Below are 25970 nucleotides of genomic sequence, written 5' to 3'. Positions count from 1 at the left end.
CCGGTTTTCGCCCTCCGAAGTGCTCAGAAGCCGTCAGAAGTCGTCACGGGCCCTCGGTGGCCAGTACCGGTCGGCTCTCGGCGACCTCGCCGCCCGGTCCGGTGACGGGTGGTACCGGTACATCGACGGTACGCACCAGGCGGGCGCCCTCCGGCCCGTACGCGGCCCGCGGTTCGGGGAAGAACCACAGCAGCGACAGGAACAGCACGGCGGAGACCGCCAGGGAGATCGGCAGGCCGATGTCGACCCCGCCGGCCAGGTCCCCGAGCGGGCCCACGAACTGGCCGGGGATGTTCGTGAAGAGGACGCCGATGACGGCGGACACCCACCAGGCGGTCATCCCGCGCCAGTTCCAGCCGTGCGCGAACCAGTAACGGCCGCCCCGCTGGCGCCGGTTGAAGACCTGGAGCGCGTCGGGGTCGTACCAGCCGCGCCGGGTGAGGAAGCCCAGCATCATCACGACCATCCACGGCGTCGTACATGTGATGATCATCGTGGCGAACGTCGAGATGCTCTGTACGAGGTCGAAGCCGAAGCGCCCTACGAAGATGAACGCAATGGACAGCACGCCCACCAGCACCGTCGCCTGCACCCGGGACAGCCGGGGGAACACGGACGAGAAGTCGAGCCCGGTCCCGTACAGCGCGGTCGTGCCTGTCGCCATGCCGCCGATCAGCGCGAGCAGACACACCGGCAGGAAGAACCAGCTCGGCGAGATCGCCAACAGTCCGCCCACGAAGTTCGGGGCCGCGGGGTCGACGTATTCCGGTGCCTTGGCCGCGATGATGCTGGCGGTTCCCAGGCCGAAAACGAACGGCAGCAGGGTGGCGATCTGCGACAGGAACGCGGCGCCGATCACCCTGCGGCGCGGAGTGCTCGCCGGGATGTAGCGCGACCAGTCGCCGAGGAACGCGCCGAAGGAGACCGGGTTCGACAGCACGATCAGCGCGGAGCCGATGAACGACGGCCAGAACAGGTCCTGGGTCGCCGCGTCGGCCGACGCCGTGAAGGTCCCCGCGTACGAGGGGTCGAAGTCCCCGGCGAAGGCCACGGCGCCGAGCAGGAACAGCAGGGTCGCCGAGGTCACCGCGACCTTGTTGACGAACAGCATGAAGCGGAACCCGTACACGCACACCGCGAGCACCAGCACGGCGAACAGCGCGTACGCGACGACGTACGACAGGTCGCCGCGGCTCAGTCCGAAGAGCCGGTGGGCGCCGCCGACCAGGGCGTCGCCCGAGCTCCACACCGAGATGGAGAAGAACGCGACCGCGGTGAGCAGCGACAGGAACGAACCGACGACCCGGCCGTGCACGCCCAGGTGGGCGGAGGAGGAGACGGCGTTGTTCGTGCCGTTGACCGGGCCGAAGACCGCCATCGGACACAGGATCAGAGCGCCCGCGATCACTCCGAGGAGCGTTGCCGCGAGCCCCTGCCAGAACGAGAGGCCGAAGAGGATCGGGAAGGCCCCGAGTACGCAGGTGGAGAAGGTGTTGGCCCCGCCGAAGGCGAGCCGGAAGAGGTCGAGCGGGCTCGCGGAGCGGTCCGCGTCGGGGATCCGCTCCACGCCGTAGGGCTCGACCTCGGTGAGCGACGGCGGCTGCGTGGCGGGGGAGTTCTGGGACAAGGAGGGGCTCCAGCGAAGGACCGACACCCCGAGGGGCGGCAGGGCGGGGGAGCGCGTGGTGACGCGGCTGGCCGGACGGCGTGTCGCTGTCGCTGGGGTGCGCGGAGCGCGGGGAAGCCGTCCCTTGGTGCGGTGATCTGCCGAAGTTAAGGGGCGGACCGGGCACCGCACCAGTGGACGAACCGTCCATCTCCGCGGTCGTCAGTGGATGAATCGCACAGTCTGACGGCCGGCCTTGTCCTTCAGGTGAACAGGGCCGTCACGGGCCGTGGCTCACGGGTGCCAGAGCCGCGAATCCGCAGGCGAGCAGCGCGAGCACGGTCAGATGTGCCCGGAGGTTGTGGACCACTCTGCGCATGGAGTCCTCCCGTTGACGTCGTTTCCTGGATCGGCTCGGGTGTCAGCCGTCGGTCGGAGTGTCCTCGGGGTCCGCGTCCTCGGCAATGGGGCCCGGAGCGTCGGGCCCCTGCGAGCGGACCCGCTGTACGTGTTCAAGGGAGTCCCGCAACTCCGTGAGCCAGTCGTCCGCGTGGCGTTCGACGAGGCGGACACACCAGGCGAGCGCGTCGCTGCGGCTGCGGGCGACCCCGGCGGCGATCAGGGTGTCGAGGACCTGCCGCTGGGGCTGCCGCAGGCGGGTCATCACGGGCGCCGCGACATGCGTGAACAGGGCTCGCTCACCGCCGCACTCCACACCCCACGAGACCTTCTTGCCGAAACGGTGCTCGGCCTCGCGGGCCACGGCGACCCGGGCGTCGCGGGTGCGCTCGCGGAACTCCTGGATCCGGGAGCCGACGGCCGCCTCCCGCTCGGCGTCCGAGGCGCTCTCGGTGAGCCGGGGTTCGGGGACGCGGCCGATGACGGTGATCTCCTCGCGGTCGACCGTGACCTCGCCGAGGCTCTCGAAGAGGTCGTCGGGCAGACGGCCGGCGAACCAGCCGCGCAGTTTCTCGTGCTCTTCGGTTGTAATCATGTAATGAGAATTACCCGCTTGCTGCGCGGGCGCAAGGGTTCGGCGCTCGGCTGGAAGCGGAATGTTTCAGGCCTATTGCTGAGCAGTACATATCCGGCCAGCGTGTCCACTCGGTGACGCGGGGTCCGCTCAACTCCGGGGTCTGCGCGTTCGAATTCCGTAACTTCGCGCCACTGATTCAATACGCAAGGTTACTGAAACGCGTGGGGTCGACGTGTGTTTCCGTCGCGGACTCGGCAGACTCGCGCTCGCCGCACCGGCACTCGACCGAGCCGGCGGCAGCCAACCGAGCGGAAGGATGCACACAATGCCGAACACCGCGCGCTGGGCCGCGACGATCACGCTGACGGCCACCGCCGTATGCGGACCCCTCACCGGGACCGCGCTCGCCGCCACCCCCTCGCCGAACTCCCTCTATGCCCCCTCCTCCCTGGTGCTCACGATGGGCCACGGCGAGATCAAGGCCGACGCCGCCCCCGAACGCGCGGTCACCCTGACCTGTGCGCCGACCGCTTCGGGAACCCACCCGGCGGCGGCGTCGGCCTGCGCCGAACTCCGGGCGTCCGGAGGGGACTTCAGCACCCTGCCAGGAAGAACCGAAGCCATGTGCACCCGCGAATACGATCCCGTCGTCGTCACGGTCGACGGCGTCTGGCAGGGCAAGCGGGTGTCCTACGAACGCACCTTCTCCAACGAGTGCGTGAAGAACGCCTACGGGTCGACCGTCTTCACGTTCTGAAAGGACCGGGGTCGCGCGGTTCGCCGATGTGCGACGACGGAGGCCCGCGGATGCGGATGGGGAGCGCGGGTCCCCTCGCGGAGTGCCACGCGATCTCGCAACAGGGGCCGGCGGAGACGGAGTGGGGCCGTCTCCGCCGGCCCCGGCGTCATGCCGGGACGGCTTCGGCGTCATGCCTGAGCCGATCTCGGCGTCACGCCGAAGCGGTGATGCTCCAGGAACCCACCTCGCGGTACTCGGAGTCGGAGACGGCCGCACCGTCGCCCGGCTTCAGCTCGTAGTGCTGGAGGTTCCCTCCCCAGTAGCGCAGGATCCGCCCCAGCTCCCGCGCGGCGTTCCCCTCCCAGGCGGTGTCACCCATGTCGACTTCGAGAACGAACTTCATGGCGGGGCTCTCCTCTTCCTGATTCCCGGCCTTGTTCCGGCCTGCTCTCCTTCAATCGTTTCATTGAAGTGCTTCTTGAGACTTGATCCGAGTTGGTGCCGGTCCAGGCCCACGGCCTACTCTGTAACCCTCAAATCATGGTGAGGCGGCAGGCCGAGGAGGCGGAGTGGGCGACCGACTGCGGGCCGTCGACCTCGCGCGTGAGGCCGGCATCTCGACGCAGCAGGTCCGCAACTACGTGGAGACGGGCATCCTGCCGCCCGTCGAGCGCACGGACGGCGGTTACCGCTTGTTCACGGCCGCACACGCCGAAGCGCTGAGGGCCGGCCGCGCGCTGGCCGTCGGGCACGGCTGGCCGACGACCGGCGCGATCATGCGTGCCGTGCACGGCGGCGACCTGGAGACGGCACTCGCCGTACTCGACGAGAGCCACGCCGAGCTCCACCGGGAGCGCACCGAACTCGCCGAGGTCATCCGGGTGCTGGACACGCTGATCACCCACGAGGTCGAGCCGCCGGACCGGGACCGTGGCGGGATGCGCATCGGTGAGGTGGCCGACGCCATCGGAGTGCAGACGCCCGTACTGCGCCTGTGGGAGACGCGCGGCCTGCTGCGGCCGACGCGGGAGAGGGGCACCGGATACCGTCTCTACTCCGCGTCGGAGGCGCGACTGGCCCAGATCGTGGCGCTGCTGAGGCGCGGTCACCACCCGTTCTCCATCATCGAGTCGGTCCTGGCCGAACTCCGCACCACCGGCAGCCCCGAGCGCGTACGGGCCGAACTGGCGGGCAGGGAGCGCGAGTTGCACCAGCGGAGTCGGAGCCGGCTGAAGGGCTCGGCGGCTCTCCACGCGTACCTCCAGGAGCTCACGAAAACGTTTTAAGAGGTCTCCGCAGGTCGGTGGGCTTCCCGTACCGCGCCCAACTGCCGGTCTGTGTCAGAAGTGTTGACGCTGGATTGGAAACGTTTTAATTTCCCCTCACCCAACAGCCAGAGGCGAGGAGGCTCCGTGGCCGCGGTGGTGCGGGAGCGTGCAGGTACGGAGGCGGTGAACCCATCCCGCCGTCGTCCGACCGGTGCGTTCAGAAGGAGAAAAGGTTTTCAGAGCCGCAGGAGCGGGAGCCGGAGAAACCGGGCGCTGTTCCTGCTGATGCTCCCCGGGCTCGGCTACTTCCTGCTGTTCCACTACGGCGCCCTGGCCGGCAACGTCATCGCGTTCAAGGACTACGTGCCCTTCGACGGCATCTGGGGCAGTCCATGGGTGGGCCTCGACAACTTCCAACGGATGTTCCAGGACACCGAGTTCTGGGACGCGGTCCTCAACACCCTCTGGATCGCGGTCCTCCAGATCGTCTTCTACTTCCCCGTACCGCTCGCCCTCGCCCTGCTCCTGCACACCCTGACCTGGACCACCGTCCGCCGCTTCGTGCAGTCGGTGGCGTATCTCCCGCACTTCATCTCGTGGGTGATCGTGGTCGCCCTGTTCCAGCAGGTCCTCGGCGACACGGGGCTGGTGAACGGCTACCTCGGCGACGCGGGCCTGAGCACCGTCGACATCATCGGCAACCCCGACGCCTTCAGACCGCTCACCGTCGCTCAGGTGATCTGGAAGGACGCCGGCTGGGGCACGATCATCTTCCTCGCCGCGCTCTCCCAGGTCGACGAGCAGCAGTACGAGGCCGCCGCCATCGACGGTGCCGGACCCTGGCGGCGCTTCTGGCACGTCACCCTGCCCGCGATCCGGCCGGTGATCGTGCTGCTGCTCATCATGCGGCTCGGCGACATCCTCTCCGTCGGGTTCGAGCAGATGCTGCTCCAGCGCGACGCGGTCGGCCCGGAGGCCGCCGAGATCATCGACACCTTCGTCTACTACCAGGGCATCGTCGGCGGCGACTACGGATTCGCCGCCGCCGCGGGCCTGTTCAAGGGCGTGATCGGCGCCCTGCTCGTCTACGCGGCCAACAAGGTCGCCCATCGCCTCGGCGAACAGGGGGTCTACAAGTGAGCGCCCATGCCCGTCCCGCCTGGATGGAGAAACCCCGGCCCCTGACCCAGGCGGCGAAGGCCGTCGCGCTCGTGGCCGTCGTCCTCCTGGTCTGTGTGCCGTTCCTGGTGATCCTCTCGACGTCCCTCGCCTCGCCCGAGGAGGTCGTCGCCAACGGCGGCTGGGTGCTGTGGCCCACCGAGCCGACCCTCAAGGCGTACCGAGACATCCTCGACGGCGGCATCGTCACCCATGCCCTCGGCGTCAGCGCGGGCGTCACCGTCGTCGGCACCCTGTTCAGCCTCTTCTGCACGATCACACTCGCCTACGCCCTGTCGCGCCCCGGCGTCTTCGGCGGCCGTCCCGTGCTGCTCCTCGTGCTGTTCACGTTCCTCTTCCCGCCCGGCATGATCCCCAGCTTCCTGCTGGTCAAGGAACTGGGCCTGCTGGACTCGTACGGGTCGCTGGTCTTCCCCGTGCTGATCAACGTGTTCAACCTCGTGGTGCTGCGCGGCTTCTTCCAGTCGATACCCGACGAGCTGTACGAGGCGGCGCGGCTGGACGGGGCGGGCGACTGGCGGGTGCTGTGGTCCGTCGTGCTCCCGCTGTCCAAGGCCGCGCTCGCCGTCGTCGGGCTCTTCTACGCGGTGGCGTACTGGAACTCCTGGTTCTACGCCTCGCTGTATCTGGAGAGCGACCACTGGCCGCTTCAACAGGTACTGCGTACCTATGTGGTCGCCGGGTCGGGGCTCACGGACGCCGCGACCAGTGAGGGCACCGTCAACGCTCCGCAGACCGTGCAGATGGCCGTGCTGGTGATCGCCACGGTGCCGATTCTCCTGATCTACCCGTTCCTGCAGAAGTACTTCACCAAGGGTGTGCTCACAGGAGCCATCAAGAGTTGAGCGCCTTTCCTCCAGAGCTGGGAGAGAACACCTATGTCCAGTACACCGCTGTCCCGTCGTGCCCTGATGCGTACCGCCGCCGTGGGTGCCGTCGCGATTGCCGCTCCGGTCGGCCTGACCGGTTGTTCCACGGAGTCGGGGGGTGACGGGGTGTCCAACGCCGGTAAGAAGCTTGCCCCTTGGCCCGCCTACAAGGCCTTCGCGGGGCCGAAGCCGGATCTCGCGCCCACCGCGGAGGGGGTTCAGCCCGGTTACACCTCCTACCCGGCCGACCTGGCGCGGTCGGTCTCCCGCACACCCGGTGACGGATCCACCGTCAAGGTGATGTCGGTGTCCTTCGGTACGCCGCCGAAGCCCGCCTCGTCCAACAAGTTCTGGCAGGCCGTGGAGAAGGCACTCGGCGTGAAGATCGAGTACACGGTCATCTCGCAGACCGACTACCAGAAGAAGATGGCCACCGTGATGGCGGGCGACCCGGGTGAACTCCCGGACATCATCAACATCTTCTCCGGGTTCGCGCTGCCCCGCGAGGCCCAGTTCGTGCAGCGGCGTGCCGAGGACCTCACGCCGTTCCTCTCCGGGGACGCGGTCGAGGACTATCCGAACCTGGCGAACATCCCGACGCACGCGTGGCGCGACATGGGCCGGATCGGCGGCCGCGTCTACGGCATTCCCCTGGAGCGCCCGCTGCCCGGCTCCACCCTCTGGCTCAACCAGGAGTACTTCGAGGACGCAGGGATGAAGGAGGGCTGGACCGACCAGGAGTTCGCGGCGGCCGCCAAGAAGGGGACCGGCGGTAAGAAGTACGCCCTGGGAGCCGCGGTCGGATCCGTGTTCGGGGACGGGTTCCACTCGGCGGCGCACGGTGTGCACGCCCGGGGCTGGTCAGTGAAGGACGACGGCACGTTCCTGCCGGTCGTGGCCGACGAGCGGTACAAACAGATGCTCGACTTCCAGCTCGGACTGCGCAAGGCGGGCTCCTACCACCCGGACGCCACGTCCATCTCGCAGATCGACATGATCGCCCTCTACTACAACGGGACGGTCGGCTCACTGCAGGACGGATTCGGCGGCTACCTCCCCAAGTTCCTTGAGAAGGGCCGCGAGTACACCCCCGCGCCCGCTCTTCCGTACAGCGTGGGCGGTACGCCCGGCGGGATCGTCGGGGCACGCCGCTCGTTCGGCTACACCGTCGTCAAGAAGGCCAAGAAGGAGCGCGTGCAGTTGCTGCTGCGCATCCTCGACTACCTCGCGGCTCCGTTCGGCAGCAAGGAGTGGGAACTCGTCCACTACGGCGTGGAGGGCACCCACTTCACCCGGGCCGCGGACGGCTCGCCCGAGCCCAACGCACTCGGCCAGGTCGAGAACAACACCAACCTGCCGCTGAAGTACCTCGCCGAGGGACCGCAGGCGCTGTTCGTGCCCGGCATGCCCGACGCGGTGAAGGCGCTGCACGCCTGGCAGGTGAAGACCGTTCCGCACGCGGTCCGCAATGCCTCGTACGGGCTCCAGTCCCGGACGTACACCGCCCAGGGCACCACCCTCGAAACGCTCCTCAAGGACACCGCCACCGGGATCATCGCGGGACGCACACCGCTGTCCGAATGGGACGCCACCGTCAAGACCTGGCGGCAGCGGGGTGGCGACAGAATGGCCGAGGAGTTCGCCAAGGACCACGCCGCCAACAACTGACGCGGCAGGCCGGGCGGTTGTGAGGGGAGACACGGGGAGATGGGCAACGACATGGCAGAGGCGGAGCCGACGGCGAAGCGACGCGTCACCATTCGCGAGGTCGCCGAGCGGGCAGGCGTGTCCATGGCCACCGTCTCGCGTGTGCTCAGCGGCAACCACCCCGTGCCCGCGTCGACCCGGGCCCGTGTGCTGCGCGCCTCCCGCGACCTCGACTACGTGGCCAACGCGCACGCCCGTGCCCTGGTCGGCGGTGGCCGCAAGATGGTCGCCGTCGTCCTGCGCCAGGTCACCAGCCCCTTCTACGCGCAGGTCGCCGAGGGCGTCGAGGCCGAGGCGGCCTCCCGCGGCTGGCTGTGTCTGGTCGGCACCACCGGCGGGGACCCCCAACGCGAGCTGGAATTCGTGCAGTTGATGCGCGAGGAGGGCGCCCGGCTGGTCATCCTCGTCGGCGGGGTCGTCGAGGACGACGCCTACCGGGAGCGCGTCGCGCACTACGCGCACGCCCTCGACTCGGCCGGCGCACGCCTCGTACTGTGCGGGCGGCCCGCGCCCGACCCGGACATCCCCGCGCTCGTCGTCGAGTTCGACAACGAGGCCGGCGCCCACGCCATCACCGGCCATCTCCTCTCGGCGGGCCACCGCGGGATCGTGTTCCTCGGCGGACTGCCCGGCAACACGGCCCTCGACGCGCGCGTCGCCGGCTACCGAGCGGCGCTCGCCGAGCACGGCCTGCCGCCCGAGGCCGCCCACGTCGTCGACTGCGGCCTCGGCCGGGCGGCGGGCCACCGCGCGATGACCCAACTCCTCAAGGAGACGGCTACGGCCCAACTCCGCACGGAGACACCGGACTTCACGGCCGTCTTCGCCGGGGACGACATGGTCGCCGCCGGAGCCCTGCGGGCCATCACCGAAGCCGGGCTGCGCGTGCCCCACGACATCTCCGTCGTCGGCTACAACGACATCCCGCTCGCCGAGGACTTCAACCCACCGCTCACCACCGTGCGCACCCCCGCCGAGGAACTCGGCCGGGCCGCCGTACGCATCGCCCTGCGCGACCCCGAGCACGCGGCGGGCGCCCACCATCTGCTAGGCACCCACATCGTCGTACGAGACAGCGTCCAGCCGCCCCCACCGGGGCGCCCCCACTGACGGAGGACCCACCCCCGTATGACCGCGCCGCACGTGTCGCTCACCGACCCGACGCACCCGTCCTTCCTACCGCCCCCCGACCCCGTACGCTCACCTGTCACCGGCTGGACCCGCGCACACTGGGAGGCGATGGCCGACCAGCTCCTGGACGGCCTGCTCCCTTACGCGTCAAGGAAGTTGGCCCAGTACCGGCTGCCCGGCCGGCCCGGCCACGCCGGATCCTGGTCCGACGGCCTGGAGGGGTACGCCAGGTCGTTCCTGCTCGCCGCCTGCCGCATCGCGGGCTCCGGCGGGCGCGTACCGCAGGGGCTGATCGAGCGGTACGCGGCGGGACTGACGGCCGGTACCGACCCGGAGGGCGCCGAGCGGTGGCCGCCCATCGCCGACCGGGCCCAGCCCATGGTCGAGGCCGCCTCGATCGCGATCGCCCTGCACGAGACCAGACCGTGGATCTGGGACCGGCTCGACGACGCGGTACGCCAGCGGGTGGCCGCGTGGCTCGGCGGCTTCGTCGGCGCCCGGGCCAACGACTCCAACTGGCGGCTCTTCCAGGTCGTCACCGAGGAGTTCCTCGCCTCCGTGGGCGCTCCGCACAGCCGCGCCGAGATCGACGGCGGCCTGGCGCGGCTGGAGGACTGGTACCGGGGCGACGGCTGGTACACCGACGGCGACGGCCGCAAGTTCGACTACTACAACGGCTGGGCCCTGCACCTGTACCCGATCCTCTGGGCCCGCATCGCAGGCCCCCGTGCGGACCCCGCACTGACGGAGATCCACCGGGCCCGTCTGCGCGCGTTCCTGGGCACGCACCAGTACTTCTTCGGCTCGGACGGCGCACCCGTCCACCAGGGCCGCTCCCTCACCTACCGCTACGCGACGGCCGCCCCGCTGTGGGCCGGAGCGCTCGCCGACGCGACCCCGCTGCCGCCCGGACGCACCCGCCGTCTGGCGTCCGGCGCCCTCAAGCACTTCACCGAGCACGGGGTGCCCGACGAACGGGGACTGCTGAGCCTGGGCTGGTACCGGCCCTTCCTCCCCGTCACCCAGCGGTACTCGGGTCCCGCCTCCCCGTACTGGGCGAGCAAGGCGTTCCTCGGCCTGCTGCTCCCCGCCGAGCATCCCGTCTGGACGGCTCCCGAGGAACCGGGCCCGGTGGACACGGCGGACGCGTGTCTGGCGCTGCCCGCTCCCGGCTGGCTCCTCCACTCGACGGCCGCCGACGGGATCGTACGACTCGTCAACCACGGCAGCGACCGCCTGCCACCGCCGCCGGCCGAGGCCGAGGACAGCCCGCACTACGCGAAGTTCGCCTATTCCACCGCCACGGCGCCCGACACCCCGGCGGACGGTCCCGCGACCGGGCCCGACAGCCACATCGCCCTGCTCACGGCGGACGGGACGGCGGCCTCCAGTCGCGGCCGGATCCATCCCCTTGGCACGGAGAGCCGTCGTGCGGCGTCCTGGCACCGGGCGGTCCTGCCGGGCTCCGGCGAGGGGCACCGCATCGAGACGACCAGCGTGGTCCACGGCCCCTGGGAGGTGCGGGTCCACCGCGTCGAGGGGCCGCCGGGAGCCGTCGTACGCGAAGGGGGGTGGGCCCTGGCCGACGGCAGCGGGCCGTTGACCGGGGCCGCGGGGCCCGGCTGGGCGCTGGCACGCCGCGAGGCGGACGGTCTCACGAGCGCGGTCGTGGCGCTGTACGGGTGGGAGGGGCCAGGGGCCGACGGGTTGTCGCCGGGCGCCGTCGCACAGGTCCGTGGCGCCAACGCCTACGGCGAGTACTCCGCCACCCCCTGCCTGCGGCTGTCCGCCCACCCGGGCCGCCCGCATCTCCTGGTCACGCTGGTCGTACTGGGCGCCGACCCGGCGCGGCCCTGCGACCCCGAGGCGCTGCGGGCACGGGCCGCTACACGTGTCACCCCGGAGGGAGCGGTGGTGGTGCGCTTTCCGGACGGGACGGAGGAGGAAGTGCCGGCAGGGGCGGGAAGCGGCTGAGGAGCCCCGAGGCGCGTAACAGCCGGTGGATGCGGGGCTGGTCGGAGACGAGCCGGAGGGAACCGCCCCGCTCCTTCGCCCGGCGGTCCGCCCGGCAGAGCACGCGCAGCCCTGAGCAGTCGAAGAAGGCGACCCGGCGGAGGTCGACCAGGACCTGGGGCGCCGGGCCGGCGGTCACGGCGTCCAGATGCTCGACCAGGGCGCCGGCCGTCGCCATGTCGATCTCGCCCAGCACCTCGACGACGGTGAACCCGCCGCTCGCGTAGCTGTGGGCGTAGGGACTCGCCGTGGGGACTTCGGGCTCCGCCGGGCCGCACTCGGGCAGCCCGGGGGCCTGGTCATGGGATTCCGGCGACATGTCGGCTCCGCCTCTGCGGGGGAGGGCGTATTTGATCTCGGTAGCTACCCCGACCGCGGCGGAACCATCCATGCCGCACCGCCCGCAAGATCTAGTTCACTCGACCTGGTGAATTTCAGCCGGAACGGTTGACTTTTGGTCTTTGTGTTTACTCAACATGCCCTGTGCAAGGGGATGTCGCGGACGTAGGGTCGCCGTGCTGCCCCGGTACGGGGCCACATCTTTGCCCGTCGTCCGCGCTATCGCTCACGAGCCGTGTTCGTATGACTGACCATGAACTGTCTGACCAGGGAGGGTTGGCGGTGGGAACGCCGGTACGCACTCCGTCGGGCGGGCCGCCACTGCTGACCGAGTGCGGGCTCATGGAACCGGTGCGGGAGATGGAGTTCACCGCCCATTTCTCCCGCGCGGACGGCGAGTTCGCCGCGGAGGAGGCCGCCGTGGCGGTGACGCGGGTGATCGACGCCCCGCTGTCCTTCGTCACCCCGGTCCTCGACGCCGGCCGCTCCGCGAGCAAGTGCCTGCTGGCGCGCAGCGCCGCCGACACCTGCCGGATCGTGCTCACCGCGGACCCCGAGGGCATCACGGTCGCGGCCACGGATGACGTCAAGGTCTCGCTGGACTCCTGCGACCAGGTCGGCGCCAAGAACCTGCCGCTGCTCGCCGTCGTCGACGGACTAAAGGTGCACCACGGGCCGGACGGCCATGTCTGGGTCGTGTGGCGGGGCTCGTGGTGGCGAGTGGACGCCACCTCCGACGGGCATGGCGACCACACCCCGGACGGCCCCGCCCAGCCTTAATGCATATGATGTGCAGGTGCGCGACTACTGCATAAGAACGGCGACCCCCGACGACCTCGACGGCGCGCGGTCCGTGATGCTCGACACCGTCTACCGGGACTTCGGCACCGGGTACGTACCGCGCTGGCACCGCGACATCATCGAGCTGGGCTCCTTCTACCTCGCACCCGACCGGCACACCCTGCTGGTCGCGGTCGACGAGCGGGACGGCACGGTGGCCGCGACCGCCGCGATCGACTCCCGGGGCCCGGTCCATCCGCCCAACCCGCGCCATCTCGCCGAGCGCTACCCCTCCGGGGACACCGCCCAGCTGCGCCGCGTGTACACGCGCGCCGATCACCGGCGACAGGGCCTGGCCCGGCGGCTGGTCGGCGAACTCCTCGACTTCGCGGCGGCGGACGGCGGCTACCGCGCCGTCTATCTGCACACCGACCCGGCGGTACCCGGCGCCGAGGCGTTCTGGCGCTCCCTCGGCAAGGTCGTCCTCGACGAGCGCGAGGAACCCGGCGGCGGGCAACGGATCGTGCACTTCGAAGTCCCGCTGCCCTGACGGACCCGTTGCCCCGACGGACCCGTTGCCCTGACAGCCTCGCTGCTCCGACGGACCTGCTGCGCGGGGTACTGCCCGCACGGCCCGTACCGCGCGAAGAAACCATTCCCCACGCATCACGTCACCACGAGTCACGAATCTCCCCCCACCAAGAAAGAGATCATGCGCTCCCTGCCGCGCCGTCGCCGGTTCGTCGCCGGCCTGCTGCTCGCCCCTCTGCTCACCGGCTGCTTCGCCTCCGAGGGCGGGGAGGAGCCCTCCGGCGGCGGCGGCTCCCGGCTCAAGGTCGCGCTGGCCTTCCCGCCCGCCGAGAACTTCAACCCGTACGGTGCCGACGCCACGCTCCTCAGCCGGCTCGGCGTCACCGAGGGCCTGACCCGCCTCGACGCGAACGGTGCCGCCGCGCCCGCGCTCGCCGAGTCGTGGAGCCGTGAGAACGACCGCAGCTGGCTGTTCACCCTGCGGGACGCGGCCTTCCAGGACGGCAGCGAGGTCACCCCGAAGGCCGTCGCCACGGCCCTCACCCGCGCCGCGGGCGCCGAGCCCGTCACCGCCGCGCTGTCCGGCGTCGAGCTCACCGCCGAGGCCGCGGGCGAGCGACGCGTACGGGTCAGCACCGCCGAGCCCGACCCCGCGCTGCCGTTGCGCCTGTCGAGCCCCGGCCTGGTGGTCCTCTCCTCCAAGGCGTACACGGAGAAGGACGCCGTCAGCCCGGTCGGCACCGCCACAGGACCCTTCGAACTCACCAAGGTCACCGGCACCACCGCGGCCACCCTGGACCGCTTCGACGACTACTGGGGCGGGCGTGCCCAGGCATCCGGCGTCGACGCGAGGTTCATAGCCGACGGCACGGCCCGTACGAACGCGCTGCGCACCGGCGGCGCCGACATCGCCGAGGCCGTGCCGGTCTCGCAGGCGACCTCCCTCGACGAGGTGGCCCGCCGCGAGACCGCCACCACCCGCACCACGAGCCTGCTGCTCAACACCGAGAAGGGTGCCTTCAAGGACCCGAAGGCGCGGGCCGCCGCCCGCGAGGCGGTCGACACCTCCGACCTCGCGAGGGGCGTCTACGAAGGGCACGCCGACCCCGGCGCCGGCATCTACGGACCCGCCCTGACCTGGGCGGCCGACAAGCGAGTCAAGCCGACCGGGAGGGCCGAGGCGGCAGCCCCCGACGGCACGCCGGTCACCGTGGCCACGTACGACAACCGGCCCGAACTGCCGGAGGTCGCCCAGGTGCTCAAGCAGCAGCTGGAGAAGGCAGGCTTCGAGGTGAAACTGGAGGTGCGCGAGTACTCACGGCTCGAAAGCGACGCGCTGGCCGGGAAGTTCGACGCGTTCGTGTCCGCCCGCAACACCATGCTCGACACCGGCGACCCCGTCTCCATCCTCGCCAGCGACTACACCTGCAAGGGCAGTTACAACCTGGCGCTGCTGTGCGACAAGAAGGTCGACAAGGCCGTCGCCGAGGCCGAGACGGTCACCGACACCGCGAAGCGGCAGGACGCGGCGATGACCGCCGAAGCGGCCGTTCTCGGTACGGACGCCGTCGTGCCGCTGGTCCACCAGCGGATCATCACCGGCGTCGGCGCGGCGGTCAGCGGCGTGCTGCTCGACCCGTACGAGCGCGGCCTCGTCGGCGTCGGCACGCGGCGCTGACGGGCGGCGGCGTACGTGCTCAAGGCCGTCGTGCGCGGCGGGGCGCCAGTACTGCTCTGGCGAGCCGCCCTGGTCGCCACCCTGCTGTGCGGTGTGGGGCTGCTGCCCTGGCTGTCCCGCACGGACCCGGCGCTCACCGTGCTCAAGGCACGGTCCGCCGAACGCGCGCCGACGCCTGAGGTGCTGGACGCGATCCGCGCTCAACTCGGCCTGGACGCCGGGCCGTCGAGGCTGCTCGGTGACTGGTTCGGCGGGCTGCTGCACGGTGACGCGGGCCGGTCGTGGATCTCCGGCGCGGAGGTCACCCCGTCGGTGCTCCAGGCGCTCGGGGTCTCGCTCCTGCTGATGGGCGGATCGCTGGCCGTCGCGGTGCTCACGGCGGGGGTGGTGTGCGCGCGGACGCTGCGGCTCGGTGCGGGACACCGGACTCCGCGGATCGCTGTGGGGCGGGGGACGCGACGGTTCGCCGTGGGGCGGCGGCTCGACGGCCGGCGCTCGGCGGGCACCGGATCGGCGCTCCTGTCCACGCTGCCCGACTTCCTGACCGCCTCGGTGCTCGCCGCCGTCGTCGGGGTGCAACTCGGCTGGCTGCCCGCGCTCGGCTGGTACGGGCCCCAGTGGATGGTGCTGCCCGCGCTCTCGCTCGGCCTGCCCGCGGGCGCGCTGCTCGGGCGGATGCTCGACGACCTGCTGCCGGGCGCGTTCGCCGAGCAGTGGGCGCTGGCGGCCGCCGCCCGCGGAGTTCCGGGCCGGAGCATCGCCCGGCAGGCACTGCGCCGCTGCGTGCCCGGACTCCTCCCGAACTTCGGTCTGTTCGTCGTCGGTCTGACCGGCGGCGCGGTCGCCGTGGAGCAGGTCTTCGACATCCCCGGGCTCGGACGGCTGACCCTCCAGGCCGCGGTGGCCCAGGACCTGCCCGTCCTCCAGGCGGGCACCCTCGCCCTCGTCCTGCTGGCGGCGGTCGCCGGAGGCCTCACCCGGCTCACGGCACGGCTCCTGATCGGCCCGGCCCTGCGCGACGGCGCGCTCTCCTCGCTGCACCGACCGACACCGTCCCGGCCCACGACCCTGCCCCTGCTGTACGGCGGGCTGCTCCTTGCGGTCGTCGCACTGGGCCTTGCCCGGGATCCGCTGCGCCTTGACACCACCGCCCGGCTCCAATCCCCTTCCTGGGCACACCCGTTCGGCACGGACGGCCTCGGGCGCGATGTGCTGGCACGGGTCGGCCATGGCGCGCTGAGCACCCTGGCCCTGGCCCTCGCCGTCAGCGCGGCGGCGCTCGTACTCGGCGTTCTGCTGGGCCTGCTCCCACGGTTCTCCGGGCCGCTGGTCGACACGGTCAACGCCGTACCGCCGGTCCTCGCGGCCCTCCTGGTCACGGGCGTCGCGGGCAGCGGCCCCTCGACCCCGGCCCTCGCGGTGACCGCCGTCGCCTGGGCACCGCTCGCGGCCCACACCTCGGCACTGCTCCAACAGGAGCGCGCCACCACGCACTTGACGGCCACCCGGGGCCTGGGCGCGGGCCCGTTCCAACTGCTGCGGCGCGAACTCCTCCCGGCCGTCCTGCCTCCGGTCGTACGCCACGCACTGCTGCGCCTGCCGGGCGTCGCCCTCGCCCTCGCCGCCCTCGGTTTCCTCGGCCTCGGCGCACAGCCGCCGTCCCCGGAGTGGGGCCTGCTCCTCTCCGAGAACCAGCCGTACGCCGAACGGGCCCCGTGGGCGGTACTGGCACCCGCCACCGCCCTCGCCCTGCTGGGAGCGGTGGCCGTCACGGGCGGTGGCGGGGTGCGGTGGCCGGGGCTGCGGCACGTGCGACGCCGAGGCGCCGACGGGATCGAGACGGCGCCCCGACGTGGGGTGCGAGCGGAGGACCGGGAGTCGGCGGGGGTCGACCTGGTGAGTGTGGGGACACGCGAGGCGGGCCTGACCGGATCGGCCGACACCGCGGCCGAGCCGGCCCGGAAGCGTGATGCCTGATGTCTGAGTCATCGCCCCCGCAGGCCGCGCCCGGTAGCAGCACACCCACCGACCGCCCCCGCCGAAGAGTCCTTTCCTCGCTGCGGACCTTCGCCGCGCTCCCTCCGCTGCTCCGGCTCCTCATCCTCACCCAGCTCGCGTTCAACATCGGGTTCTACGCGGTGCTGCCGTTCCTCGCGGAGCACCTGGGCACGGCCATCGGCATGGCGGGCTGGATGGTCGGCCTGGTACTGGGGCTGCGGACCTTCAGCCAGCAGGGGCTGTTCGTGGTGGGCGGGGCGCTGGCGGACCGGTACGGCGTACGGCCGGTGGTGCTCGCCGGGTGTGTGCTGCGGATCGCCGGATTCGGCTGGCTCGGTTTCGCGGAGGAGAGCTGGGCCGTCGTCGGAGCCGTACTCCTGATCGGCTTCGCCGCCGCGCTGTTCTCGCCGGCCGTCGAGTCGGAGGTGGCCCGGCAGGCGGTGTGCCGGGAGGAGGCGGGGCAGGGCCCGCGCACCCACGTACTCGCCCTGTTCACCGTGGCGGGCCAGGCTGGCGCGTTCCTCGGCCCGTTCATCGGCGCGCTGCTGCTGGCCGTTGACTTCCGCGCGGTCTGTATCGCCGGTGCCGGAGTTTTCGTACTCGTCCTGGCCGGGCACGCGCGGCTGCTGCCGCAGCACATCCCCGGCCGGGCCCATGTGCGGAGCCGTGGTGGCGTCCGGCGGCTGGTGCGCAACCGCGGCTTCCTCGCGCTGTGCTGCGCGTACGGCGCCTATCTGCTGGCGTACAACCAGCTGTACCAGCTCCTGCCCGTAGAGGTGGAGCGTGTGGCGGGCTCGCAGGCGCCGCTGGCCTGGCTGTTCGCGCTCTCCTCGCTGCTGGTGGTGACGGCCCAGCTGCCTCTCACGCGCTGGGCGGGGGACCGGCTCGACCTGCGCCGGTCCATGGCCGCGGGGTTGCTGCTCATCGCGGCCGGGTTCGCGGTGGTCGCCGTGGCCAGGCCCGCCGCGTGGACGGGAACCGTGGGGCTCCTGCCCGCCGCCGGTTACGTCGTCCTGCTCACCCTCGGCCAGATGCTCGTCGCGCCCGCCGCCCGGGCCTGGGTGCCCGACCTCGCCGACGACGGCAGGCTCGGCCTCTACACCGGCGCGCTGTCCTCGGTCTCCGGCCTGATCGTCCTGGTCGGCAGCGCGGCCACCGGTTCTCTCCTGGACACGGGACTGCCCCCGGCCGTGCCCTGGCTGGTGCTTGCCGCGCTCCCGGTGGCGGCGGTCGCCCTGCTGCCCCGCCACCACCGCGCCGAGCCGACGGCACGACCGGCCTGAGCCGGTGACCCGAGGGCCGGCATGAAAGAGGGGCCGCCGTCTCCCTGCAGACGGCGGCCCCTCGGCTTTCGGTGGGTCACATGTGGACGACCGGCGCGGCTTCCGCGTCCTGCTCGGGTACCCCACGGTGGTAGAGGAGGAACGCGATCACCGCGCCCACCGCGAAGAAGCCCGCGGACCACCAGAAGGCGGTGGTGTAGCTCTCGATCGTCGACTGGGCCTGAACCAGCTTGTCGGTCGCGTTCTTGCCGGACAGGTAGCCGGTCGCGGCGCTCGCGGCGAGCGTGTTGAGCAGGGCGGTGCCGATGGAACCGCCCACCTGCTGCATCGCGTTGACCGTCGCGGAGGCGACACCGGCGTCCTCCGCCGCGATCCCGCTCGTGGCCAGCGACATCGCGGGCGGCATCACCATGCCGAGTCCCACGCCGATCAGGAGCAGCTGAGGCAGCACGTCGGTCGAGTAGCTGGAGTCGAGCCCGATACCGGTCAGCCAGGCCATGCCGACCGCGGCGATCGCGAAGCCCGCCGGCATGACGACCTTCGGCCCGATGCGCGGCACCAGCATCGTGGTGGAGACCTGGGCCATGACCATCAGGGCCGCCATCATCGGCAGGAAGGCCACACCGGTCCTGGTCGGGCTGAAGCCGAGGTTCAGCTGCAGGTAGTAGGTCAGGAAGAGGAAGACCCCGAACATGCCCGCACCGGTCACGAGCACGGCGAGGAACGAGGCTCCGCGGCTGCGGTCGAGCAGGACGCGCATCGGCAGCAGCGGGTGCGCGGCACGGGTCTGCCACCAGGCGAACACCGTCAGGAGCAGCCCGCCCGCGATCAGGAAGCCCCAGGTCTGGGGCGAACTCCAGTCGTGCGTCTCGGCGTTGGAGAAGCCGTAGACGAGGGCGAAAAGACCGGAGGAGACCAGCAGCGCGCCCGGCAGGTCCAGCTTGGAGCTCGCGGCGTCACGGTGGTTGCTCAGCAGCATCCAGCCGCCGACGAGGGCGACCACGGCGAAGATGATGTTCACGTACAGGGTCCAGCGCCAGTCCAGCGCGTCCGTCAGCACACCACCGAGCATCAGTCCGAGCGCACCGCCCGCACCGGCGATGGCGCCGTACACGCTGAACGCCTTGGCGCGCTCCTTGGCGTCGGTGAACGTCGTGTTCAGGAGCGAGAGCGCGGCGGGCGCGAGGAGTGCGGCGAAGACACCCTGGAGGGCTCGCGCGCTGACCAGCATTCCGAAGCTGTTCGCCGCGCCGCCGAGCACCGAGGCCCCGGCGAATCCCGCGACACCGATGAGGAACACGGGCTTGCGCCCGAAGAGGTCGGCCAGCCGGCCGCCGAGCAGCAGCAGTGAGGCGAAGGCCAGCGCGTACGCGGTGACGATCCACTGGCGGTTGCCGTCGGAGAAGCCGAGGTCCGCCTGGGCCGACGGCAGAGCGATGTTCACGATGGTCGCGTCCAGCACCACCATCAGCTGGGCTATCGCGATGATCGAGAGGATCCACCACCGCTTCGCCGACGACGACGCGCCCACCGTATCTGGTGTGCCCTTACGGGCACCTTCGGAAAGAGTCTCGGTCTGGGACATCGGAGCACCACTCCAGGGAAAGTTCGCTCGACATGACGCGTACGTAAACGAAACTGTTTCGTACGCATTGAGATTAGACCACTTTTATCGAAACGGCAAAGTTTCGCTAGTGAGGGAGGGCTCACATGCGCAGGGGCATGTTCGAGGTCGACAGGGCCGGGCTGTACCACGAGGTGCGCGGCGACGGGCCCGCACTGCTGCTGATCAGCGGCGCGGGGGGTGACGCCGGGTACTTCACGGGGATCGCCGACGAGTTGGCGGACGCCTTCACCGTGATCACGTACGACCGGCGGGGCAACTCCCGCAGTACGGGCCAGGGCGACGCGCCCATGGAACTGGCCCAGCAGGCCGCCGACGCCCGCGCCCTCATCGACGGCCTGGCGGGCGGTCGCGCCCTGGTGTTCGGCAACAGCGGCGGCGCGATCATCGGCCTGACGCTGGCCGCCCGCCACCCGGAAGTGGTCGTCGGGCTGATCGCGCACGAGCCGCCCGCCGTGAACGTCCTGCCCGACGGCGACCCCGCACGCGACTTCTTCGCCGAGGTGGCCGAGGCGTACGCGCGGGGCGGCGCCCCGGCGGCGGGCCGCCTCTTCGGGCGGACCGTGCGCGGCGAGGGTACGTACCTGTGGCCCGAAGACCTCTGGAAGAGGTTCCTCGGCAACGGCGACCACCTCTTCGGCCGGGAGTGGCCGGGCTTCGCCGCCTTCCTGCCGGACGAGGCCGCCCTCTCCGGCGCCCCGTTCCCGATCGTCCTCGGGGCCGGCTCGGCTGACCGCGGTACGTACTACGCGCGGCCCTCGATCGAGATCGCCCGCCGGATCGGGGTGCCGTGGGCGGAGTTCCCCGGCATCCACCTGGAGTTCCTGCCGCGCCCTGCGGGCTTCGCGGCGGCCGTACGGGTCCTGGCGACGCAGATGTGGACGCGGGGCGGTGAGGTGCCCCGGGACTGGCGCGGATGAGGTCGCGACCGCCGACGACGAACTGCGCATCGATCCGGAGGAGTTGGACGAGAAGCGCACCCGGTTCACCCTCACCGACGTCCTGGAGGCCGAGAACACGCCCGCCCGCGGGTGCCGGTGCGCCCTGGCAGGAGGTCTGCCGGGCGTACGCCGCGGCCGGCGTCCCCTCCGGAGCCGCGGTCCCGGGACAGGACGCCTGACGGCGGCCCCTGCCGCGTCCGCTACTGCATCTGCCGTCGCACCAGCTCGTGCAGCCGCCCGCCAGTGTCCGCCAACAGCTGGGCGGGCGGGCCCTGTTGGGCGACCCGGCCGTCCTCCATCACGATGACGCGGTCCGCGTCCATGACGGTGGACAGGCGGTGCGCGATCACGACACGCGTGGCGTTGAGGGCGCGGGTGCTCTCGATGACCGTGCGCTGGGTCTCGTTGTCGAGGGCGCTGGTCGCCTCGTCGAAGAAGAGGATGCGCGGGCGCCGGATCAGGGCCTGGGCGATCATCAGACGCTGGCGCTGGCCGCCGGACACGGCACCGCTGCCCGAGACGATCGTGTGCAGGCCCATCGGCATGCGCTTGATGTCCTCGGCGAGACCGGCCATCTCGGCGGCCGCCATCGCCTCCTCGGGCGTGTAGGGCTCGGTGCCGCAGATGACGTCCAGGATCGACCCGGTGAAGGGCTGCGCGTGCTGGAGCACCACCCCGCACTGACGGCGTACGGCGGACTGGTCGAGGGCCGCCAGGTCCTGGCCGTCGTACAGGACGCTGCCCGAGACCGGTTTGTCGAAGCCGATGAGCAGCCGCAGCAGGGTGGACTTGCCGCAGCCGCTGGGCCCGACGACCGCCACGAACTCGCCCGGCCGGATCGCGAAGGACACGTCGTCCAGGACGAGCGGACCGTCGTCGGTGTACCGGAAGGAGAGCTTCTTCGCCTCCAGAGCTCCGGACAGCTCGGCGGGGCGCGTACTCGCCACCCGCACCTCGGGCGTCGCGTCGAGGACCGGCCTGATCTCCTCGAACATCGGCAGCGCGGACACCATCGACACAAAGGCACCCGTCACCTGGGTGACCGAGGTCAGCAGCATGGTCATCGAGGTGTTGAACGTCAGGAAGGCCGCCGCCGACAGCGAACCGCGCGCGGGACCCGCCAGCAACATGAACATGATGAGTGAGCAGAGCGGCAGATACACCGCGCCCAGCACCGTCGTGAGGTTCTTGATCCGGCCCACGCGCTGCTGGAGCTCACGGCTGCGCGCGAACTCGCCCGCCCAGGCCGCGTACGCGTAGTTCTCCGCCGCCGCGACCCGCAGCTTGGGCAGGCCGCGCAGGGTCTGGAAGGCCTGGTTGTTGAGCTTGTTGCTGAGGACGACCAGTCGGCGCTGCCAGCGCACCTGCCACAGGCCGAGCCCCAGGAAGACCCCGGCGATGACGACGAGCATGCCGATCGCGGCGAGCGCCATCGGGACGCTGAACCAGAGGAGCAGCGCGAGGTTCATCGCACCGACCGTCACCGACTGGACCACCACCGGGCCGACGCCCGCCATCAGCCGGCGGATCGCGCTGATTCCCATGGCCGCGCTGGCCAGTTCACCGGTGGAGCGCGAGGTGAAGAACTTCGTCGGCAGCCGCAACAGCCTGTCCCACACGGCCGGTTGGAGCGTGGCCTCGATACGGCCCTCCAGCCGCAGCATGGTGAGGTTCTGCATCAGCATGAAGGCCGCCGACACCACACTGGCGATCATGATGGCCAGGCAGAACTGGACGATCAGGCTCTCCTGGGCCTTCGGCACGAACTCGCCGAGCACCTTGCCGGTCGCGATCGGCACCAGCGCACCGAGAGCCACCGTCACCAGACCGCTGAGCGCCAGGTTGCGCATGTCCCCGCCGGTGCCCCGGAGACTGAACCGCAGCAGCCGCAGCGGGCTCAGCCTGCGTTCGGGCAGCGGCCGGTAGAACATGACGGCCCGCGGCTCGAACTCCGCCGCGTTGGCCTTCTCGACCGGTGTCTCACGACCGCTCGACGGATGCACCGCCACGTAGCCGCCGCGCCGCCACAGCAGCGCGGCCGGGGCGCCGGACGCGACCCGGTGCCCGACCAGCGGCCCGATGTTGTCGCGCCACCAGCGCCCGTCGAGACGTACGGCACGCACCCGGACCCGGGAGGCGAGCGCGATCTGTTCGACGGGGTCGAGCCGGTCGCTCTCCGCGCCGCCCTGCGACGGATCGGCGAGCGTGATCCCGGCGGCGTGTGCGACGAGCTTGCAGGCGGCGTACGTGGCGTCGGCGTCCGCCGCGCCGGGACCCGAACCCGAGCGCTTGGACATGGAGGCGATGAGCGTCCGGTCGGCCTGCGCGCGGACCGCCTCGCCGGCCTTGATGCCCGCGGCCGTACGGGTCTCGTGCGTGCGCTCCAGCTGCTCGATCCAGCGGTCGAGGGTGGCCAGCAGCCGGTACTGCTGGTCGACCATGGTCTGCCACATCGCGGGGTCGACCAGGAGGTCCGCCGCGGCCTCGGCACCGTACAAGGAGCCGTACTGCACACTGCCCGGCGGCACCTGCATCCACAGCACGTCGTCGTCCGTGAGCGCCGCGTCCCGGTCGGTCGCCAGGGGCGCCTCGAAGAGGATGGCGAGGCCCCGGCCGACGCCGAGCGAGAGGGCGTACTCCAGTGGGCTGGTGGCCGGGGGGACGTACTGGGGGTTGCCGTACGCGTCGTACGTCCAGGTCTCGGTCTGCGGGGGCTGGTACAGCTCGCGCAGCGCGATCCGCCGCAGTACGCACTCGCGCAGCGGTCTGCCGACCAGGGTGTGCTGGGGTCCCGCGACCGGGCCCAGCAGCAGCGAGCCCGCTTCGAGGCGGCCGAGGTGGTGCCAGTGGCCCTGCTGTGCGGCGTCGACCGCGAACAGGTCCATGGCGCCGGACACGACCAGCCACAGCACATGCGGCCCTTCGAGGTCCAGACGGGTGAGGCCGGAGCCGTCGACCGGGGTGCCCATGCCACCGAGCGCGCCGAGCACGTAGTCGCCCTCGGTGGCGGGCTGTTGGGGCTGCTCGTCCGGTTGATACTGCTGTTGTTGTTGTGGGTTCTGTTGGTTCTGCGGGTACGCGGACGTCATCTCATCGCTCCCTGACCAGCTCGGCGTACGCGCCGCCGGCCGCCACCAGGGCGTCGTGACGCCCGCGTTCCACGATCGTGCCGTGCTGGAGGACCACGATCTCGTCGCTGTCGCGCACGGTGCTGAGCCGGTGCGCGATCACCACGCAGGCACAGCCGCGCTTGCGCAGGTTGTCCATGACGAGCTGCTCGGTCTCCGCGTCCAGGGCGCTCGTCACCTCGTCGAGCACGAGGATGCTGGGCCTGCGCACCAACGCCCGTGCGATCTCCAGGCGTTGGCGCTGGCCGCCGGAGAAGTTCCGCCCGTCCTGCTCGACCCGGCTCTGGATACCGCCCGGGCGGCGCATCACCACGTCGTACAGGGCCGCGTCCTCCAGCGCGGTGACCACGGCCTCGTCCGGGACGGAGGGGTCCCACAGAGCGATGTTGTCGCGGACCGAGCCCTCGAAGAGGAAGACGTCCTGGTCGACGAAGGAGACGGAGGCCGCGAGCGCGCCGCGCGGGATGTCCTCCAGACGCTGGTCGTCGATACGGATCACGCCCTCCCAGGGCGCGTACAGCCCCGAAATGAGCCTGGACACCGTCGACTTGCCGCTGCCCGAGCCACCGACCAGGGCGACCTGCTGGCCCGGGCCGACCGTGAGCGAGAAGCCGGACAGCAGGGGCTTGTCGAGCGGGCTGTAGCCGAAGGTGATGTTCTCCAGCTCCACATGGCCGTGCAGCCTGCGCGTGCTGTCGCCCCCACCGCGGCGCGAGTAGAGCGGGTCGGCCGCGAAGTTCTCGACGTCCTTGAGGCGGGCCACGTCGGCCGCGAAGTCCTGGATGCGGCCCGCGACGCCGTTGAGCCGGGTGATCGGCGCGGTGAAGCGGGTCACCAGCGCCTGGAACGCGACCAGCAGACCGACGGATATGTGCCCCTCCACGGCCCGCATACCGCCGATCCACAGGATCAGCGCGCTGTTGAGCGTCGCGAGGGTCGGCGCGACCACCCCCAGCCAGGCACTCGGCACACCGAGCCGCTGCTGCTCCTCCAGCGTGGTGGCGTGCTGCCCGGCCCACTTGCGGAAGTAGCCCTCCTCGCCGCCGGTCGCCTTCATCGTCTCGATCAACTGGAGGCCCGTGTAAGCCGTGTTGGTCAGCCGCGCGCTGTCGGCGCGCAGCTTGGCCGTACGCGTCGCACGGAGCCGGATCACCACCCGCATCGCCACGATGTTGAGCAGCGCGACCCCGATGCCCACGGCCGTGAGCTGCGGGTCGTACGTGTAGAGCAGCACGGCGTAGAGGACGACGACCACCGCGTCCACGCCCGCCGCGGCCAGGTCCCGGGCCAGGGTCTCGGCCACCGCGTCGTTGGACTGGAGGCGCTGCACCAGGTCGGCCGGGCTGCGCTGGGAGAAGAAGGTGACCGGCAGCCGCATCAGATGCCGGAGGAACTTCGCGCTGCTGAGCGTGGACGAGATGATGCGGCCGCGCAGCAGGTTCGTCTGCTGGAGCCAGGTCAGCACGACGGTGAGCAGCACCGTCGCGCCCATCGACGAGAACAGCACCCCGAGCAGCGAGGTCTGCCCGCCGATCAGGAACATGTCGATGTACGTACGGCTGAGCGCGGGCACCGCCGCCCCGACCGCGACCAGCAGCAGGCTCGCCAGGACGGCGGCGGGCATCGTGCCCGACGTGCCGCGCAGCCGGGCCGGCATGGCGCCCATGACGCCGGGCTTGCGGCCGCCCTTCCTGAAGTCCGGGCCCGGCTCCAGGACCAGCACGACACCGGTGAAGCTGGTGTCGAAGTCCTCCATGGGCACGAACCGGCGGCCCTTGCCGGGGTCGTTGATGTGCACGCCGCGCCGGCCGAAGCGGCGCCCCATGCCGTCGTAGACGACGTAGTGGTTGAACTCCCAGAACAGGATCGCCGGAGCGCGCACCTCGGCGAGCGCGACCGTGTCCATCTGCATGCCCTTGGCGGTGAGGCCGTAACTCCGCGCCGCCTTCAGCAGGTTGCTCGCCCGGGAGCCGTCGCGCGAGACACCGCAGGCGATGCGCAGCTCCTCCAGCGGGATGTGCCGTCCGTAGTGCCCGAGCACCATCGCGAGCGAGGCGGCGCCGCACTCCACGGCCTCCATCTGGAGGACGGTGGGCGTACGGACGGTCTTGACCCGGCCCTTGGGGACGGTGCGCTTGGGCGGGGTGGCGCGGCGGCGGCCCCGTACGGGCGGCGGCAGT

20 protein-coding genes are annotated in these 25970 nt (G+C 71.2%); 13 read left to right on the top strand and 7 right to left on the bottom strand.

All coding sequences use genetic code 11. From position 1 onward, the window contains the following. Positions 1-43: 43 nt before the first annotated feature. Together ACH4YP_RS00225 and ACH4YP_RS00220 are read right to left on the bottom strand one after the other, a co-directional pair. Complete coding sequence (locus ACH4YP_RS00225) at positions 44-1627, bottom strand: cytosine permease (protein WP_361067980.1); 1584 nt, start codon at positions 1625-1627, stop codon at positions 44-46. 400 nt (positions 1628-2027) lie between these two features. After that, positions 2028-2600: a hypothetical protein gene (locus tag ACH4YP_RS00220; protein WP_398488639.1), complete on the bottom strand. Its 573-nt coding sequence runs from the start codon at positions 2598-2600 to the stop codon at positions 2028-2030. Positions 2601-2907: 307 nt separating this feature from the next. Here ACH4YP_RS00220 and ACH4YP_RS00215 point away from each other — a divergent pair, with 307 nt between their 5' ends. Next, a complete protein-coding gene (locus ACH4YP_RS00215; protein ID WP_398488638.1) occupies positions 2908-3339 on the top strand; it encodes a protease inhibitor in 432 nt (143 codons plus the stop codon). Between the two features lie 193 nt (positions 3340-3532). Here the strand turns inward: ACH4YP_RS00215 and ACH4YP_RS00210 are convergent, their stop codons facing one another. Beyond that, entirely contained in the window at positions 3533-3724 is a 192-nt protein-coding gene (locus ACH4YP_RS00210) for a hypothetical protein (protein WP_200394314.1), read from the bottom strand. Positions 3725-3890: 166 nt separating this feature from the next. On the opposite strand from ACH4YP_RS00210, the gene ACH4YP_RS00205 reads away from it, so the two are divergent. The 6 genes from ACH4YP_RS00205 to ACH4YP_RS00180 all read left to right on the top strand — a co-directional run bounded on the left by ACH4YP_RS00205 (position 3891) and on the right by ACH4YP_RS00180 (position 11449). Next, positions 3891-4607, top strand: coding sequence for a MerR family transcriptional regulator (locus ACH4YP_RS00205; RefSeq protein WP_398488637.1), 717 nt, complete (start codon positions 3891-3893; stop codon positions 4605-4607). Positions 4608-4874: 267 nt separating this feature from the next. Beyond that, positions 4875-5729 (top strand): ABC transporter permease subunit, encoded by an 855-nt coding sequence (locus ACH4YP_RS00200; RefSeq protein ID WP_361065948.1) that lies wholly within the window; start codon positions 4875-4877, stop codon positions 5727-5729. Continuing rightward, a complete protein-coding gene (locus ACH4YP_RS00195; RefSeq protein WP_361065945.1) occupies positions 5726-6613 on the top strand; it encodes a carbohydrate ABC transporter permease in 888 nt (295 codons plus the stop codon). Before ACH4YP_RS00200 ends, ACH4YP_RS00195 begins: the two co-directional genes overlap by 4 nt. A 33-nt stretch (positions 6614-6646) precedes the next feature. Then, positions 6647-8305, top strand: coding sequence for an extracellular solute-binding protein (locus tag ACH4YP_RS00190; protein WP_361065942.1), 1659 nt, complete (start codon positions 6647-6649; stop codon positions 8303-8305). Between the two features lie 39 nt (positions 8306-8344). Next, positions 8345-9454 (top strand): LacI family DNA-binding transcriptional regulator, encoded by a 1110-nt coding sequence (locus tag ACH4YP_RS00185; protein ID WP_398488636.1) that lies wholly within the window; start codon positions 8345-8347, stop codon positions 9452-9454. An 18-nt stretch (positions 9455-9472) separates the two neighbouring features. Next, complete coding sequence (locus tag ACH4YP_RS00180) at positions 9473-11449, top strand: DUF2264 domain-containing protein (RefSeq protein ID WP_398488634.1); 1977 nt, start codon at positions 9473-9475, stop codon at positions 11447-11449. On the opposite strand, the gene ACH4YP_RS00175 is transcribed toward ACH4YP_RS00180, so the two are convergent. Next, complete coding sequence (locus tag ACH4YP_RS00175) at positions 11370-11807, bottom strand: STAS domain-containing protein (protein WP_361065935.1); 438 nt, start codon at positions 11805-11807, stop codon at positions 11370-11372. The genes ACH4YP_RS00180 and ACH4YP_RS00175 overlap by 80 nt on opposite strands. Positions 11808-12109: 302 nt before the next feature. Here ACH4YP_RS00175 and ACH4YP_RS00170 point away from each other — a divergent pair, with 302 nt between their 5' ends. From ACH4YP_RS00170 to ACH4YP_RS00150, 5 genes are all read left to right on the top strand, one after another. Then, positions 12110-12607, top strand: a complete 498-nt coding sequence (locus tag ACH4YP_RS00170; protein WP_361065932.1) for a hypothetical protein — start codon at positions 12110-12112, stop codon at positions 12605-12607. A 16-nt stretch (positions 12608-12623) separates the two neighbouring features. Next, positions 12624-13157 carry a GNAT family N-acetyltransferase gene (locus ACH4YP_RS00165; protein WP_398488633.1) on the top strand — a complete coding sequence of 178 codons (534 nt, stop codon included), beginning with the start codon at positions 12624-12626 and terminating at the stop codon, positions 13155-13157. 162 nt (positions 13158-13319) lie between these two features. Further along, entirely contained in the window at positions 13320-14816 is a 1497-nt protein-coding gene (locus ACH4YP_RS00160) for an ABC transporter substrate-binding protein (RefSeq protein WP_398488632.1), read from the top strand. A 30-nt stretch (positions 14817-14846) separates the two neighbouring features. Further along, positions 14847-16793: an ABC transporter permease subunit gene (locus tag ACH4YP_RS00155; RefSeq protein ID WP_398489419.1), complete on the top strand. Its 1947-nt coding sequence runs from the start codon at positions 14847-14849 to the stop codon at positions 16791-16793. Beyond that, positions 16793-18097: an MFS transporter gene (locus ACH4YP_RS00150; protein ID WP_361065924.1), complete on the top strand. Its 1305-nt coding sequence runs from the start codon at positions 16793-16795 to the stop codon at positions 18095-18097. The genes ACH4YP_RS00155 and ACH4YP_RS00150 overlap by 1 nt, the downstream gene beginning before the upstream one ends. Before the next feature lie 76 nt (positions 18098-18173). Here the strand turns inward: ACH4YP_RS00150 and ACH4YP_RS00145 are convergent, their stop codons facing one another. Beyond that, positions 18174-19682 (bottom strand): MFS transporter, encoded by a 1509-nt coding sequence (locus ACH4YP_RS00145; RefSeq protein ID WP_361065922.1) that lies wholly within the window; start codon positions 19680-19682, stop codon positions 18174-18176. A 125-nt stretch (positions 19683-19807) separates the two neighbouring features. On the opposite strand from ACH4YP_RS00145, the gene ACH4YP_RS00140 reads away from it, so the two are divergent. Next, positions 19808-20641 (top strand): alpha/beta hydrolase, encoded by an 834-nt coding sequence (locus tag ACH4YP_RS00140; protein ID WP_398488631.1) that lies wholly within the window; start codon positions 19808-19810, stop codon positions 20639-20641. Between the two features lie 221 nt (positions 20642-20862). On the opposite strand, the gene ACH4YP_RS00135 is transcribed toward ACH4YP_RS00140, so the two are convergent. Together ACH4YP_RS00135 and ACH4YP_RS00130 are read right to left on the bottom strand one after the other, a co-directional pair. After that, on the bottom strand, positions 20863-23631 hold the full coding sequence (locus ACH4YP_RS00135; RefSeq protein ID WP_398489418.1) for an NHLP bacteriocin export ABC transporter permease/ATPase subunit: 2769 nt from the start codon (positions 23629-23631) through the stop codon (positions 20863-20865). 121 nt (positions 23632-23752) lie between these two features. Beyond that, positions 23753-25969, bottom strand: a complete 2217-nt coding sequence (locus ACH4YP_RS00130) for an NHLP family bacteriocin export ABC transporter peptidase/permease/ATPase subunit (protein WP_398489417.1) — start codon at positions 25967-25969, stop codon at positions 23753-23755. Between the last annotated feature and the right edge of the window lies 1 nt (position 25970).

The organism is Streptomyces sp. NPDC020747, assembly GCF_044334695.1.
Lineage (GTDB): Bacteria > Actinomycetota > Actinomycetes > Streptomycetales > Streptomycetaceae > Streptomyces.
The sequence above is the reverse complement of the archived record's forward strand: the minus strand, read 5'-3'. Positions and strand labels throughout refer to the sequence as shown.

What these genes read in the sequence shown, in the direction of transcription:
- ACH4YP_RS00220 (WP_398488639.1), bottom strand. Translation starts at nt 2,600, where the DNA reads ATGATTACAACCGAAGAGCACGAGAAACTGCGCGGCTGGTTCGCCGGC.
- ACH4YP_RS00215 (WP_398488638.1), top strand. Translation starts at nt 2,908, where the DNA reads ATGCCGAACACCGCGCGCTGGGCCGCGACGATCACGCTGACGGCCACC.
- ACH4YP_RS00210 (WP_200394314.1), bottom strand. Translation starts at nt 3,724, where the DNA reads ATGAAGTTCGTTCTCGAAGTCGACATGGGTGACACCGCCTGGGAGGGG.
- ACH4YP_RS00200 (WP_361065948.1), top strand. Translation starts at nt 4,875, where the DNA reads ATGCTCCCCGGGCTCGGCTACTTCCTGCTGTTCCACTACGGCGCCCTG.
- ACH4YP_RS00190 (WP_361065942.1), top strand. Translation starts at nt 6,647, where the DNA reads ATGTCCAGTACACCGCTGTCCCGTCGTGCCCTGATGCGTACCGCCGCC.
- ACH4YP_RS00185 (WP_398488636.1), top strand. Translation starts at nt 8,345, where the DNA reads ATGGGCAACGACATGGCAGAGGCGGAGCCGACGGCGAAGCGACGCGTC.
- ACH4YP_RS00180 (WP_398488634.1), top strand. Translation starts at nt 9,473, where the DNA reads ATGACCGCGCCGCACGTGTCGCTCACCGACCCGACGCACCCGTCCTTC.
- ACH4YP_RS00175 (WP_361065935.1), bottom strand. Translation starts at nt 11,807, where the DNA reads ATGTCGCCGGAATCCCATGACCAGGCCCCCGGGCTGCCCGAGTGCGGC.
- ACH4YP_RS00160 (WP_398488632.1), top strand. Translation starts at nt 13,320, where the DNA reads ATGCGCTCCCTGCCGCGCCGTCGCCGGTTCGTCGCCGGCCTGCTGCTC.
- ACH4YP_RS00150 (WP_361065924.1), top strand. Translation starts at nt 16,793, where the DNA reads ATGTCTGAGTCATCGCCCCCGCAGGCCGCGCCCGGTAGCAGCACACCC.
- ACH4YP_RS00145 (WP_361065922.1), bottom strand. Translation starts at nt 19,682, where the DNA reads ATGTCCCAGACCGAGACTCTTTCCGAAGGTGCCCGTAAGGGCACACCA.
- ACH4YP_RS00140 (WP_398488631.1), top strand. Translation starts at nt 19,808, where the DNA reads ATGCGCAGGGGCATGTTCGAGGTCGACAGGGCCGGGCTGTACCACGAG.
- ACH4YP_RS00135 (WP_398489418.1), bottom strand. Translation starts at nt 23,631, where the DNA reads ATGGGCACCCCGGTCGACGGCTCCGGCCTCACCCGTCTGGACCTCGAA.